This is a genomic window from Streptomyces sp. HB132 (genome assembly GCF_016909575.1).
In the GTDB taxonomy this organism is placed as follows: Bacteria; Actinomycetota; Actinomycetes; order Streptomycetales; family Streptomycetaceae; genus Streptomyces.
On sequence record NZ_JAFBGA010000003.1, the window covers coordinates 68,245 to 81,315 of the forward strand.

Consider the following 13,071-nt stretch of genomic DNA (forward strand, 5'->3'; position numbering starts at 1 on the left):
TCCGACGCCCCCTCCGCGCCCCGCCCGGGCGCGGATCCCCTGGGCACGCCTGACCCGCCGCCCGTCACACCCCCCTCGAGCAGGAGATTCGCTGTGACCATCACCCCGCCCGCCCTGAGTGTCTTCGAGAGTCTTGAGTCGGAAGTACGCAGCTACTGCCGCAGCTGGCCCGCGGTGTTCGACCGTGCGCAGGGCGCCCGGCTCACGGACGAGGACGGCCACTCGTACCTGGACTTCTTCGCCGGTGCCGGGTCGCTGAACTACGGCCACAACAACCCGGTGCTGAAACGCGCGCTGATCGACTACATCGAGCGCGACGGCATCACCCACGGCCTGGACATGGCCACGACGGCCAAGCGGGCCTTCCTGGAGACGTTCGAGAACGTCATCCTGCGTCCCCGTGACCTGCCGTACAAGGTGATGTTCCCCGGCCCGACGGGCACCAACGCCGTCGAGTCGGCGCTGAAGCTCGCCCGCAAGGTCAAGGGCCGCGAGTCCGTCGTCTCGTTCACGAACGCCTTCCACGGCATGTCGCTGGGATCGCTCGCGGTGACCGGCAACGCGTTCAAGCGTGCGGGTGCCGGGATCCCGCTGGTGCACGGCACCCCGATGCCGTTCGACAACTACTTCGACGGCCAGGTCCCCGACTTCCTGTGGTTCGAGCGGCTCCTGGAGGACCAGGGTTCCGGGCTGAACAAGCCGGCCGCGGTGATCGTGGAGACCGTGCAGGGTGAGGGCGGCATCAACGTCGCCCGCGCCGAGTGGCTCCGCGCGCTGCAGGAGCTGTGCCACCGCCAGGACATGCTCCTGATCGTCGACGACATCCAGATGGGCTGCGGCCGCACCGGCGGCTTCTTCTCCTTCGAGGAGGCCGGCATCGTCCCGGACATCGTCACGCTGTCGAAGTCGATCAGCGGTTACGGCCTGCCGATGTCGCTGTGCCTGTTCAAGGGCGAGCTGGACGTGTGGGAGCCGGGCGAGCACAACGGCACCTTCCGCGGCAACAACCCGGCCTTCGTCACCGCCGCCGCCACGCTCGACGCCTACTGGGCCGACGGCCAGATGGAGAAGCAGACCCTGGCCCGCGGCGAGCAGGTCGAGCAGACGCTCCTGGCGATCTGCGGCGAGGACGAGACCGCGCAGTTCCGTGGCCGAGGCCTCGTCTGGGGCCTGGAGTTCACCGACCCCGAGCGCGCGTCCGCCGTCTGTGCCCGCGCCTTCGAGCTGGGTCTGCTCCTGGAGACCTCCGGCCCGCAGTCCGAGGTCGTGAAGCTGCTCCCGCCGCTGACCATCACCCCCGAAGAGCTGGACGAGGGCCTGCGCACGCTGGCCCGGTCCGTCCGCGAGACCGCCTGAGCGGGGCACACCCCCGCGCAGGCACCGATGAGCAGGACAGTAGAGAAAGGCACCATCGCACCGTGATCGTCCGATCTTTCAGTGACATCGAGAACACCGACCGGCACATCAAGTCCGCTTCAGGTACCTGGGAGAGCAAGCGCATCGTGCTCGCCAAGGAGAAGGTGGGCTTCTCGCTCCACGAGACCGTGCTCTACGCGGGCACGGAGACGTCGATGTGGTACGCGAACCACATCGAGGCCGTTCTGTGCACCGAGGGCGAGGCCGAGCTCACCAACGACGAGACCGGCGAGAAGCACTGGATCTCCCCCGGCACGATGTACCTGCTGAACGGGCACGAGCACCACACCCTGCGGCCCAAGACCGACTTCCGCTGCGTGTGCGTCTTCAATCCCCCCGTCACCGGACGGGAGGACCATGACGAGAACGGTGTATACCCACTGCTGACAGAGGAGGGCTGAACCATGACCACCGATGTACGCGCCGACCTGTACCCCTCGCGCGGCGCCGCCGAGATGACCACTCCCCGCCAGGACCCGGTCATCTGGTCCGCGCCGGGCGCGCCGGGCCCGGTCACCGCGAAGGACCTCCAGGGCTTCGAGGAGAACGGCTTCCTCACCGTCGACCAGCTCATCGCCCCCGACGAGGTGGCCGTCTACCGGGCCGAGCTGGACCGGCTGGTCGCCGACCCGCGGGTGCGTGCCGACGAACGCTCGGTCATCGAGCCGAAGTCGCAAAGCGTGCGCTCCGTCTTCGAGGTCCACAAGCTCAGCGAGATCTTCGCCGGGCTGGTCAGCGACGAGCGGGTGGTGGGCCGGGCCCGCCAGATCCTCGGCTCCGACGTGTACGTCCACCAGTCACGGATCAACGTCAAGCCCGGCTTCGGGGCCTCGGGCTTCTACTGGCACTCCGACTTCGAGACCTGGCACGCCGAGGACGGTCTGCCCAACATGCGGACCGTGTCCGTCTCGATCGCGCTGACCGAGAACTTCGACACCAACGGCGGGCTGATGATCATGCCCGGCTCCCACAAGTCGTTCGTCGGCTGCGCGGGTGAGACGCCGAAGGACAACTACAAGAAGTCCCTGCAGATGCAGGACGCCGGGATCCCCTCCGACGAGGTCCTGACACAGCTGGCCGACCGGCACGGCATCAAGCTCTTCACGGGCAGCGCCGGTTCGGCGACCTGGTTCGACTGCAACGCCATGCACGGCTCCGGGGACAACATCACCCCCTACGCGCGCAGCAACGTCTTCATCGTGTTCAACAGCGTCGACAACACCGCACAGGAGCCCTTCTCGGCTCCGATCCGCCGCCCCGAATTCATCGGGGCACGCGACTTCACACCGGTGAAGTAGGCGCTTACGACGGTCACAAGGGGCGGGACGCACCACGTGTCCCGCCCCTTCCGCGTCCGGTGCATCCGGCACGGGACGGAACACGGTGCGCGACTTCCAGGTGCGTGCGGAGCCTGACCCGCTCGTCCGTCGCTCCGGACAGGTCGGCCCGTACTCGGGCCGACTTCTCGGAGCGTACGAGACGGTCGCACTCGGGACACCCGGGTACGGGCTCCGGGGCCCTCAGCGGGAACGAGTCGAACGGGTCGTCGTCCCGGCGGCTCACAGGAAGCGTCCTTCGCTTCGGGCGTTGCACCGCGCGTTCTCCGCGCGAAGGCGTTCCATGGGCGTCGCGAGTCGTACGGACGCCGGGTCCACCTCCCATTCGGCCCCGCCCCGGACCGGGCGCAGTGACCAGTAGGGGCCGGCGACTCCTCGGAACTCCCCCACCCGGTCATCACGGACCGTGTCCACGACGAGGGTGCCGAGGGCCGGGGTGTGCGGGGGGTTCTGTCCACTTACAGTGCTGTACGCCCCAGCCATCTTGACTCCACTCCGTAGTCGTCTCGCTACCAAGGCGGCTCAGCGTGGCCTGGAGTCAGGCTCTCTTCAACGTGTCATCCGTGAGCGGAAAGTTGGTAGCAGCCGGTTGAACGTCAAGGAGTTGCACCCCGGGAGCAGCCCACAGGCCGCCTACGGTGCACGGTTACGCAGGTCACGCGAGGCCCGCGGGTGGAAGCAGGAAGACCTCGCGGCACTCGTTGAGTATTCGAGTACACACATCTCGGCGGTGGAAACCGGCCGCAAGGTTCCGACTCTGCGTTTCTCGCGGAGTGCCGACCGCGCCTTCGGTGTCGGAGGTACGAAGGACAGCTTCGAACGCGAGTGGGCCGAGATCCGGAACGGCTCGCTGCTCGAAGGGTTCCCTGAGTACGTGGGGTACGAAGGACGCGCGGTCGAGATCCGCCTGTTCGAGATCGGCCTCGTTCCGGGGCTTCTGCAAACACCGCAGTACGCCCGGGCGCTGGCGCAGGGAGAGGTTCAGCGTGGCGCCATCACTCCTGAACAGGCCGACGAACGACTCTCGTTCCTCGCGGAGCGTCAGGCAGCACTGACACGACGCAAGCCGCCGATGATGCTTGTGGTGATGGACGAGAGCTGCATCCGGCACCAGGTCGGCGGCGCCGGGGTCATGGCCACGCAGCTTCAGCGGTTGGCCGACTTCGCTGCGCTGCCCAACACGGTGCTACAGGTGTCACCGTTCGACGTGGGTGCGAGGCGGGCGTTCAACCTGCCGGTCAACTTGCTCACCATGGCTGACCGCAGCATGGTCGGCTACGCCGAGTCCCAGGCGCAGGGGCACCTGGACCGCGAAACCACGTACGTCCTCTCCATGTTGACGGCCTACCATCACCTACAGGCCGAAGCGTTGTCGCAAGCGGCTTCCGTGGCCATGATCCAGGTGATGAAAGGGACAGTTCCGTGACTGACGAGCCTCGCTGGCACAAGTCCTCCTACAGCTCGAACGGCGGCAACTGCGTCGAGGTCGCCGCCGACCTCGCCCGTTCTTACGGCGTGGTCCCCGTCCGTGACTCCAAGAACCCGGGCGGCGCCGTCCTGAACCTCCCCGCCGCCTCCTTCGCCTCCTTCGTGGACGGCATCAGGGCAGGAGCGTTCGGCACGGCGTGATCGGCAGTCGGCCGCTGAAGGCCGTGCACGAGCCCGCCCGGCCGTTCAACTCGCTGGACCGGGGCGCGAGTCAGCGGCGAAAGTGGCGCCCATGACTTCGCTCGTACAGCACATCACCATCGACTGCGCCGACGCCTACGAACTGGCCCTCTTCTGGGCGGAGGTGCTCGGTTCCTCCCTGGCCGACGACGACGAGCCCGGTGACCCCGAGGCGTTGGTCGAGACGCCCCGGGGCACGCTGCTCTTCGTCACGGTTCCGGAGCCGAAGCGCGCCAAGAACCGCGTCCACCTTGACCTGCGCCCCGACGACCGGACCCGCGACGAGGAGGTCGAGCGGCTGCTCGCCATCGGGGCCACCCTGGTCGCCGACCACCGCAAGCCGAACGGCCGGGGCTGGGCCACGCTCGCCGACCCCGAGGGCAACGAGTTCTGTGTGGAGTGCGGTGCGGGGGAACGCGCCGCACTGACCGGAGCCCGGCTGCCCGTCACCGCCGACGACGTGACGCTGGCGGTACGGCTCGCGGTGGACGTCATGGCGCAGGCTCCCGGGGACGGCTGGCGCAACCCCGCGGGGACCTTGGAGTGGGACTGCTGGGAGACCGTCGAGCACCTGAGCGACGACCTGTTCTCGTACGCGGTCCAGCTCGGCCCGCGCAAGCCGCCGCAGGACCGTCTGGTGCCGTATCACTTCGCCCCCCGGCGCGAGGGCGGCCCCTGGAACATGGTGTTCGCCGATCCGGAGGCGGGAAGCACCGGGCTGCTCCAGACGCTGGAGGCGAGCGGCTCCCTGCTGGGCGCCATGGTGCGGACGACCCCCGCTGATGTGCGCTCCCACCATGCCTGGGGCCTCTCGGACCCGGAGGGCTTCGCCGCGATGGGCATCGTCGAGACCCTGGTGCACACCCACGACGTCGCCGCCGGGCTGTCGCTCCCCTGGACCCCGCCCCGGGACCTCTGCGACCGGGTGCTGGCACGGCTCTTCCCCGACGCCCCGGACGACGAGGACCGGTGGACCGTGCTGCTCTGGTCCACCGGCCGCGCCGATCTGCCGGGCCGCGACCGTGTCACGTCGTGGAAGTGGCACGGTGCGCCGCTGGACCGCTGAGCTGACGGAATTCGGCCACATCGCGGCCGGTTGACCCGCCCGGCGATGTCCGGGCGGGAAGTTCGGGTAGCGTCCCAGCCGTGGAACAGCCGACCAGCACCGCCCTCACCGATCAGGCGCCGGCAGACCCCGCGGCCACCGACGACGCGCTGGTCACCCAGCCCATCGGATACTGGAGCGGCCTGGCCCACGCGGCCGTCACCCGCCATCTGCGGGACGCCATGGCCAGGATCGACGTCACGCAGCCGCAGTACTGGGTGCTCAACCGGGTGCATGGCGGGCCGGCCGCACCCACCCGTGAGGAGGTCGTCACCCAGCTCACTCCCCTCGCCGACGGACCGCACGACATCTCCAGGGTCGTCGCCCAGCTGCTCCACCGCGGCTGGCTCGGCAGCGGGGACGACGGGCGACTGCACCTCACCGGTGACGGCGAGGCCGCCCGGGTGCGGCTGCGTGAGCTGGCGACCGGTCTCCGCGCCGAGGTCCACCAGGGGATCAGCGACGCGGAGTACGTGGCCGCGCTCAAGGTCCTCCGGACGATGGTGGCCAACGTCGAGGGCTCACGCCCCCTCTGAACGCTTGCTCCGCTGCCGCCGGTGCCACGGTCCGGGTGCCCGGCGGTACGGGCTACCTGTGCGAGAACCAGGCGGCCGCCGGAAGCAGCTTGCCGTCGTAGTCGAACACCGCCTGGTTCTCCCACGCGTTGCCCGAGGACGGGTCGGCCGGGTCCCAGCCGCTGCCCTTCGCCGCGGTCCAGGCCGGCTCCCAGTACACGGCTCCCAGGCCCCGGCCGTTCGGGACGGCCTCGACGACGTTCATGACGTCGCGGAGGTTCGCCGCCTGGCCGGCCGGGGTCGCCGGGTAGCCGGCGACGAGCTGGCCGGCGGTGGCCACGTTGTTCTCCAGGCCGTCGTCGTCGGCGAGCGTGTGGGCGTAGGCGGTCTCGGCGACCAGCACCGGCTTCCCGTAACGGGAGGCTGCGTCGTCGAGGTTGGTCTGGAGCTCGGACAGCGGGCCGTGCCAGTAGCCGTAGTAGGACAGGGCGATGACGTCGAAGGGCACCTTGTGGGCGACGGCGTTGTCGAACCACCAGCGGGTGCCCGCGTTGTCGCCGCCCTCGGCGAGGTGCAGCGCCACCTTCGTGCCGGGGGAGACCGCCTTCGCGGCGTTCGCCCCGGAGGTGATCAGACCGGCCAGCCGGGACCAGTTGTCCGTGGAGCCCTCCGGCCAGAGCATTCCGCCGTTGATCTCGTTGCCGATCTGCACCATGTCGGCCGTGGTGCCCTGGGCCTTGAGCGCGTTCAGCACGTCGTACGTGTGGTTGTAGACGTCCGCGCGGAGCTGCGTGTAGCTGTGCCCCGACCAGGCGGCGGGCTTGTTCTGCTTGCCGGGGTCGGCCCAGGCGTCGGAGTAGTGGAAGTCGATGAGCGTCTTCATGCCGAGGGCCTTGGCGCGCTTGGCCATGGCGAGGACGCGGGCCTTGTCGTTGTAGCCGTCGGCCGGGTTCACCCACACCTTGAGGCGTACGTAGTTCATCCCGGAGCTCTGGAGGATGCGTATGGCGTCCCCCGCCGTGCCGCTCGCGTCGCGGTACGTGGCTCCGTGCGCCTCGTTCTTCGGGAGGGTGGAGAGGTCGCCGCCCCTGACGCCCAGCCCGGTGCTCCCGGGGGTGAAGGTGATGTCGTCGAAGTTCGCCCACTCCCCCGCGTGCGCGTCGGAGTTGAGGCTGATCGTGCAGGCGCCGCCGGTCACCCTGACGGAGGTGACGAGCCGGATCCACTCGCCGTTCGCGGTCGGGGGCAGGTCGGTGCGCTGCTCGGCGCTGCCGCAGTTGCGCAGGGCGATGTGGACGGAGTTCTGGCCGCCGCCCGAGCGCACCCAGGCGCTGAGGGTGTACGTGCCGTCGGTCAGGCCGCTCAGGTACTGGTAGGTCTCGACCTTGTACGCCGAGGCCGACCAGTGGCTGAGCCTGTTGCTGCCGCCGTGGCCGCCCGCCTCCGTGAAGGAGGCGGCGTTCTGGCCTCCGGCCGAGTACGTCGACCATCCGTTGGCCCCCGACTCGAAGCCGGTGTTGACGGGGGCGGTGGCCGCGTGGGCGGCCTGGGCGGGGAGCGCGGCGAACACGAGGCCGGAGAGTGCGGCCACCGCCCCGGCCGCTTTCGCGCGGGTGTGCGTCTTTCCGTACATCGTCGATGTCCCTTCGACAGTTGTGCGGGATTCCCTGTGGGGGTGCGCCTCAGCCGTCGAGCCGTACGACACGGACCGCGCCCGCCGGAACGGCGAGCCCGTCCACGGCGGGCTCGCCGGTGAGGAGTTCGGTGCCGGGCGCGTCCAGCGCGACCGTGGCCTCGGCGTCGGTGTGGTTGATCACGAAGAGGTAGCTGCCGGTGTCGCCGGTGCGGCGTACGACTTCGACGTCGTACGGCAGGCTCGTGCGGGGCTCGATGCGGGCGTCGGCGGCGGCGCGGTCCAGGACGGCGTCCAGGTCCGGACCGGAGAGCCGGGTGGAGATGTACCAGGCCGTGCCCCGGCCGAGGCGGTTGCGGGTGACGGCGGGCCGGCCGGCCGGGATGCCGTCGGCGTACGACCAGAGGGTCTCGGCGCCGCGCGGGATCACGACGTCCGACCAGAGGTCGCCGGTCAGCTCGGGGCCTTCGGGTGCGCCCCCGGGGGTGATCAGGCGGACGGTAGCGCCCTCGCCGAGCGGGGAGAACTCCTCGACCGTCAGCCCGAGCACGTCCCGGAGCGGGCCCGGGTAGGCCCCGGGGTGCACGGCGTCGTCGGCGTCGACGATTCCGGAGAAGTACGAGACGACGAGGGTGCCGCCCTCCTCGACGTACCGGCGCAGGTTACGTCCGGTCTCCTCGGTGGCGAGGTAGAGGGCGGGGACGACGACCAGGGGGTAGCCGGAGAGGTCGGCGTCGGGGTGGGCGAAATCGACGGTGAGGTGGCGGTCGAAGAGCGAGGCGTAGAACGTGTCGGCGCGCTCGCGGGCGTCGTGCTCCTCGCTGGGGCGCCACTCCAGGCTCTGCGCCCACCAGGACTGCCAGTCCCAGAGCATCGCAACGTCGGCGACGGTCCGGGTGCCCCGGACACCCTCCAGCAGGCCGAGTCCGGCGCCGAGCGCGCTGACCTCGCGCCAGATCCGCGAGTCGGTGCCGGCGTGCGGGACCATCGCGGAGTGGAACTTCTCGGCGCCGCGCCGGGACTGCCGCCACTGGAAGAACATCGCGCCCTCGGAGCCGCGGGCGACGTGGGAGAGGCTGTTGCGGGCCATCTCGCCGGGACGCTTGGCGGGGTTGCGGGGTTGCCAGTTGACGCCGCTGGTGGAGTGCTCGAGCAACAGCCAGGGCGCGCCGCCCGCCACCGAGCGGGTGAGGTCGGCGGCCATGGCCAGGTTGACGTGGGTGCGGCGGCCGTCGGTGATCAGGTAGTGGTCGTTGGTGACGAGGTCGACCTCGCGGCCCCAGGCCCAGTAGTCGACGGATTCGCACTGGCTGAGGGCGGTCATGAAGTTGGTGGTGACCGGGATGCCGGGGGCGAGCCGGTGCAGGACGTCGCGTTCGGCGGTGAAGTTCTCCCGCATGGTGGCGTCGGCGAAGCGGGCGTAGTCCAGCTGCTGGGCGGGGTTGCCGACGGTCGGCGTGGTCCGGGGCGGGTCGATGTCGTCGAGGCTCCGGTAGCGCTGGCCCCAGAAGGCGGTGCCCCAGGCCTTGTTGACCGCTTCGACGGAGCCGTGCCGGGCGGCGAGCCAGCGGCGGAAGTGCGCGCCGCAGCTGTCGCAGTAGCAGGCGCTGACGGGGACGCCGTACTCGTTGTGGACGTGCCACATCGCGAGGGCGGGGTGCTTCGCGTAGCGGCGGGCGAGCTGCTCGGTGATGTTCGCCGCCGCCGCACGGTAGGGGACGGAGCTGTGACAGATGGCGCCGCGTGATCCGAAGGCGTAGCGGACCCCGTCCCGGCTGACCGGCAGGGCCTCGGGGTGGGCGCGGTAGAACCAGGCCGGCGGGGCGACGGTGGGCGTTCCGAGGTCGGCGCGGATGCCGTTGACGTGCAGCAGGTCCAGGAGGCGGTCGAGCCAGCCGAAATCGTAGGTGCCCGGCTCGGGTTCCAGCAGCGCCCAGGAGAAGATCCCGACGCTGACCATGGTCACGCCGGCCTCCCTCATGAGGCGCACGTCCTCGTGCCAGACATCTTCGGGCCACTGCTCGGGGTTGTAGTCGCCACCGAAGGCGAGCTTGTACAGGCCGACCGGGTAGGGAGCGGGTTCTGGGTGCGGCATGGACAGCTCCTGGCTCTTCGGGACAACTTCTGGGAACGTGCACACACATTCTCGGCGGCGCAGGCCCAACATAACCGCACAGCAACAACCATTGACAAGTGTCGGTTTCGTTTCTCTACTGTGAACGCTCACAGCGCCTTCCGGCCAGTCCGCCGATGCGTCTGTTCGTCTCGTCAGGGGAGAAACCATGAAATACCGCACCGTCGCGGTGTCCACCGCCGCCGCTCTCGCCGCCACCGCCCTGCTCTCGGGGTGCGGCACGGACGACGGCGGCGACGGGCCGGCCGCGTCCGGGCCCGCCTCGCTGACCTACTGGGCGTGGGCGCCCGGCCTGGACAAGGTCGCGGACATCTGGAACGAGGGCCCCGGCAAGGAGGCCGGCATCACCGTCACGGTGAAGAAGCAAGCCTCGGGCGACGACCTGGTCACCAAGATCATCACGGCGGCGAAGGCCCACAAGGCCCCTGACCTGGTCCAGGCCGAGTACCAGGCGCTCCCCACCCTGGTCTCCAACGACGTCCTCGCGGACATATCCGAGGAGGCGGGCGACGTCGAGGGCGAGTTCGCCGACGGTGTCTGGCAGCAGGCGACGCTCGGCTCGGACGCCCTGTACGCCCTGCCGCAGGACTCCGGCCCGCTGATGTTCTACTACCGCGAGGACCTGTTCGAGCAGTACGGCCTGACGGTGCCCACCACCTGGGACGAGTTCGCCGAGACCGCCCGCGCGCTGAAGAAGAAGGCGCCGGACAAGGACCTCACCACCTTCTCCTCGAACGACTCGGGCCTCTTCGCGGGCCTCGCCCAGCAGGCGGGCGCGAAGTGGTGGACCACGGGCGGCGACAAGTGGAAGGTCGCGATCGACGACCCGGCCACGAAGAAGGTCGCGGACTTCTGGGGCGGTCTGGTCGAGGAGGGCGCCATCGACAACCAGCCGATGTACACCCCCGCCTGGAACAAGGCGCTCAACACGGGCAAGCAGGTCGCCTGGGTCAGCGCCGTCTGGGCGCCCGGCACCCTGACCACCGCCGCTCCCGAGACGAAGGGCAAGTGGGCGATGGCCCCGCTCCCCCAGTGGAACACCGGTGAGAACGTCACCGGCAGCTGGGGCGGCTCCTCCACCGCCGTCACCAACGACTCCAAGAACAAGAAGGCCGCCGCCACCTTCGCGAAGTGGCTGAACACGGATCCGACGGCACTCGCCGCGCTGGTGAAGGAGGGCGGCATCTACCCCGCCGCCACGGCCGCCCAGACCGGTGGTGCCCTGTCGAAGGCTCCGGACTACTTCTCCAACCAGCCCGCCTTCTACACCGAGGCCGCCAAGATCGCCCAGGGCACCGCCCCCGCGGCCTGGGGCCCGAACGTCAACGTCGCGTACAGCGCCTTCAAGGACAACTTCGCCGCGGCCGCCAAGAACAAGTCGGACTTCGGCCCCGCGCTGACCGCCATGCAGGACGCCACCGTCGCGGACCTGAAGAAGCAGGGCTTCGGGGTCTCGGAGTGACACGCACACCGCGCCGGAAGGCGTACGGGGTCAAGAGCGCCCCGTACGCCTTCCTGGTCCCCGCCACCCTCCTGTTCCTGCTCTTCTTCGCCCTGCCCATCGGCTACGCGGTCCACCTCAGCTTCCGCAGGACCGAGGTCAAGGGACTCGGCCTCGGCAAGGACGCGCGGGACGAGGTCTGGGCCGGCCTGTCCAACTACACCGACGCGCTGAGCGACTCGGAGCTGCTGGACGGAGCGCTGCGCATCCTCGGCTACGGCGCGATCGTCGTCCCGGTGATGCTCGGCCTCGCCCTGCTCTTCGCCCTGCTGCTGGACACCGACGGGCTCCGGGCGCGTGGCTTCACCCGGCTGGCGATCTTCCTGCCGTACGCGATCCCCGGCGTCATCGCCGCGCTGATGTGGGGCTTCCTGTACCTGCCGGACGTCAGCCCCTTCCTGTACCTGCTCGACGCGATGGGGCTTCCGCAGCCCGATCTGCTGGACGGCGGGCCGCTGTACCTCTCACTCGCCAACATCGCGGTGTGGGGCGGTACCGGCTTCAACATGATCGTGATCTACACGTCGCTCCGGGCGATCCCCGCCGAGATCTTCGAGGCCGCGCGGATCGACGGCTGCTCGCAGCTGCAGATCGCGCTGCGGATCAAGATCCCGATGGTGGCGCCGTCCCTGATCCTGACCTTCTTCTTCTCGATCATCGCGACGCTCCAGGTCTTCAGCGAGCCCACCACCCTGAAGCCGTTGACCAACTCGCTCTCCACCACGTGGAGTCCGCTGATGAAGGTCTACCAGGACGCCTTCGTCAACAACGACATCCACGCGGCGGCGGCCCAGGCGGTCATCATCGCCGTCGCCACCCTCGCCCTGTCCTTCGGCTTCCTCAAGGCGGCCAACTCCCGTACGAAGCAGGGAGACTCCCGATGAGTACGCAGTCCCCCGCCGCCCCCGGCCGCCGGCGCCGGCCGCTCGTCCCCACGGCCGCGCTGCTCCTCGGCGCCCTGTACTGCCTGCTGCCCGTCGCCTGGGTCCTGGTCGCCTCGACGAAGTCCGGCAGCGAGCTGTTCTCCACCTTCACCTTCCTGCCCGGCTCCGGCTTCACCGACAACGTCGCCGAGCTGACCGAGTACCGGGACGGGGTGTACTGGAGGTGGATGGCCAACTCGGCCTTCTACGCCGGGGCGGGCGCCCTGCTCTCCACCGCGGTGTCCGCGGTCTCGGGGTACGCGCTGGCCGTGTACCGCTTCCGCGGGAAGGAGACCGTCTTCAACATCCTGCTCGCCGGGGTCCTTATGCCGCCGGTGATCCTCGCCGTGCCGCAGTACCTGCTGCTGGCCGAGGTGGACATGACCGACTCCTACCTCTCGGTGCTGCTGCCGCTGATCCTCTCCCCGTACGGCGTCTACCTCGCCCGGATCTACGCGTCGGCCGCCGTGCCGGCCGACGTGATCGAGGCCGGCCGGATGGACGGCGGCGGCGAGTGGCGGATCTTCCGGACCATCGCGCTGCCGATGATGCTGCCGGGTCTGGTGACGGTTTTCCTGTTCCAGTTCGTGGCGGTCTGGAACAACTTCCTCCTGCCGTACATCATGCTCGGCGACGACGAGAAGTTCCCGGTGACCCTGGGGCTCTACACGCTGCTGCAGCAGGGCTCGAACACCCCGGCGCTCTACACACTGGTCATCACGGGCGCGCTGTTGGCGATCATCCCGCTGATCGCGCTGTTCCTCGTGATCCAGCGGTTCTGGAGCCTCGACCTGCTCTCCGGCGCCGTAAAGTCCTGACAGCTCCTCAACAGGGCTTCC

At 69.6% G+C, this 13,071-nt stretch carries 13 protein-coding genes; 10 read left to right on the forward strand and 3 right to left on the reverse strand.

Going from position 1 to position 13,071, the window contains the following annotated elements; translation table 11 throughout:
* Positions 1 to 93 precede the first annotated feature (93 nt).
* The 3 genes from ectB to thpD all read left to right on the forward strand — a co-directional run bounded on the left by ectB (position 94) and on the right by thpD (position 2,714).
* Positions 94 to 1,356: a diaminobutyrate--2-oxoglutarate transaminase gene (gene ectB, locus JOC24_RS08005; RefSeq protein ID WP_205019430.1), complete on the forward strand. Its 1,263-nt coding sequence runs from the start codon at positions 94 to 96 to the stop codon at positions 1,354 to 1,356.
* Positions 1,357 to 1,418: 62 nt separating this feature from the next.
* A complete protein-coding gene (locus JOC24_RS08010) occupies positions 1,419 to 1,817 on the forward strand; it encodes an ectoine synthase (RefSeq protein WP_099176037.1) in 399 nt (132 codons plus the stop codon).
* 3 nt (positions 1,818 to 1,820) lie between these two features.
* Positions 1,821 to 2,714, forward strand: a complete 894-nt coding sequence (gene thpD / locus JOC24_RS08015; protein WP_205019431.1) for an ectoine hydroxylase — start codon at positions 1,821 to 1,823, stop codon at positions 2,712 to 2,714.
* A 261-nt stretch (positions 2,715 to 2,975) separates the two neighbouring features.
* Here thpD and JOC24_RS08020 read toward each other — a convergent pair whose 3' ends face one another.
* Entirely contained in the window at positions 2,976 to 3,236 is a 261-nt protein-coding gene (locus JOC24_RS08020; protein ID WP_205019432.1) for a hypothetical protein, read from the reverse strand.
* Between the two features lie 106 nt (positions 3,237 to 3,342).
* On the opposite strand from JOC24_RS08020, the gene JOC24_RS08025 reads away from it, so the two are divergent.
* From JOC24_RS08025 to JOC24_RS08040, 4 genes are all read left to right on the forward strand, one after another.
* Positions 3,343 to 4,179: a helix-turn-helix domain-containing protein gene (locus tag JOC24_RS08025; protein ID WP_205019433.1), complete on the forward strand. Its 837-nt coding sequence runs from the start codon at positions 3,343 to 3,345 to the stop codon at positions 4,177 to 4,179.
* The gene (locus JOC24_RS08030) at positions 4,176 to 4,382 is read left to right on the forward strand and encodes a DUF397 domain-containing protein (protein ID WP_205019434.1); all 207 of its coding nucleotides are present in this window, start codon (positions 4,176 to 4,178) and stop codon (positions 4,380 to 4,382) included. The genes JOC24_RS08025 and JOC24_RS08030 overlap by 4 nt, the downstream gene beginning before the upstream one ends.
* A 91-nt stretch (positions 4,383 to 4,473) precedes the next feature.
* Positions 4,474 to 5,487 carry a VOC family protein gene (locus JOC24_RS08035; RefSeq protein ID WP_205019435.1) on the forward strand — a complete coding sequence of 338 codons (1,014 nt, stop codon included), beginning with the start codon at positions 4,474 to 4,476 and terminating at the stop codon, positions 5,485 to 5,487.
* Positions 5,488 to 5,567: 80 nt separating this feature from the next.
* Complete coding sequence (locus JOC24_RS08040) at positions 5,568 to 6,062, forward strand: MarR family winged helix-turn-helix transcriptional regulator (RefSeq protein ID WP_205019436.1); 495 nt, start codon at positions 5,568 to 5,570, stop codon at positions 6,060 to 6,062.
* A gap of 52 nt (positions 6,063 to 6,114) precedes the next feature.
* Here the strand turns inward: JOC24_RS08040 and JOC24_RS08045 are convergent, their stop codons facing one another.
* Together JOC24_RS08045 and JOC24_RS08050 are read right to left on the reverse strand one after the other, a co-directional pair.
* Positions 6,115 to 7,674, reverse strand: coding sequence for a glycoside hydrolase family 53 protein (locus JOC24_RS08045; protein WP_205019437.1), 1,560 nt, complete (start codon positions 7,672 to 7,674; stop codon positions 6,115 to 6,117).
* A 49-nt stretch (positions 7,675 to 7,723) separates the two neighbouring features.
* The gene (locus tag JOC24_RS08050) at positions 7,724 to 9,769 is read right to left on the reverse strand and encodes a beta-galactosidase (protein WP_205019438.1); all 2,046 of its coding nucleotides are present in this window, start codon (positions 9,767 to 9,769) and stop codon (positions 7,724 to 7,726) included.
* 187 nt (positions 9,770 to 9,956) lie between these two features.
* Here JOC24_RS08050 and JOC24_RS08055 point away from each other — a divergent pair, with 187 nt between their 5' ends.
* Genes JOC24_RS08055 through JOC24_RS08065 form a run of 3 tightly spaced genes read left to right on the forward strand, consistent with a single transcriptional unit; the run spans position 9,957 to position 13,050 of the window.
* Positions 9,957 to 11,270, forward strand: coding sequence for an extracellular solute-binding protein (locus tag JOC24_RS08055; protein WP_205019439.1), 1,314 nt, complete (start codon positions 9,957 to 9,959; stop codon positions 11,268 to 11,270).
* Positions 11,267 to 12,193, forward strand: a complete 927-nt coding sequence (locus tag JOC24_RS08060) for a carbohydrate ABC transporter permease (RefSeq protein ID WP_205019440.1) — start codon at positions 11,267 to 11,269, stop codon at positions 12,191 to 12,193. The genes JOC24_RS08055 and JOC24_RS08060 overlap by 4 nt, the downstream gene beginning before the upstream one ends.
* Positions 12,190 to 13,050 (forward strand): carbohydrate ABC transporter permease, encoded by an 861-nt coding sequence (locus JOC24_RS08065; protein ID WP_205019441.1) that lies wholly within the window; start codon positions 12,190 to 12,192, stop codon positions 13,048 to 13,050. Before JOC24_RS08060 ends, JOC24_RS08065 begins: the two co-directional genes overlap by 4 nt.
* Positions 13,051 to 13,071 lie beyond the last annotated feature (21 nt).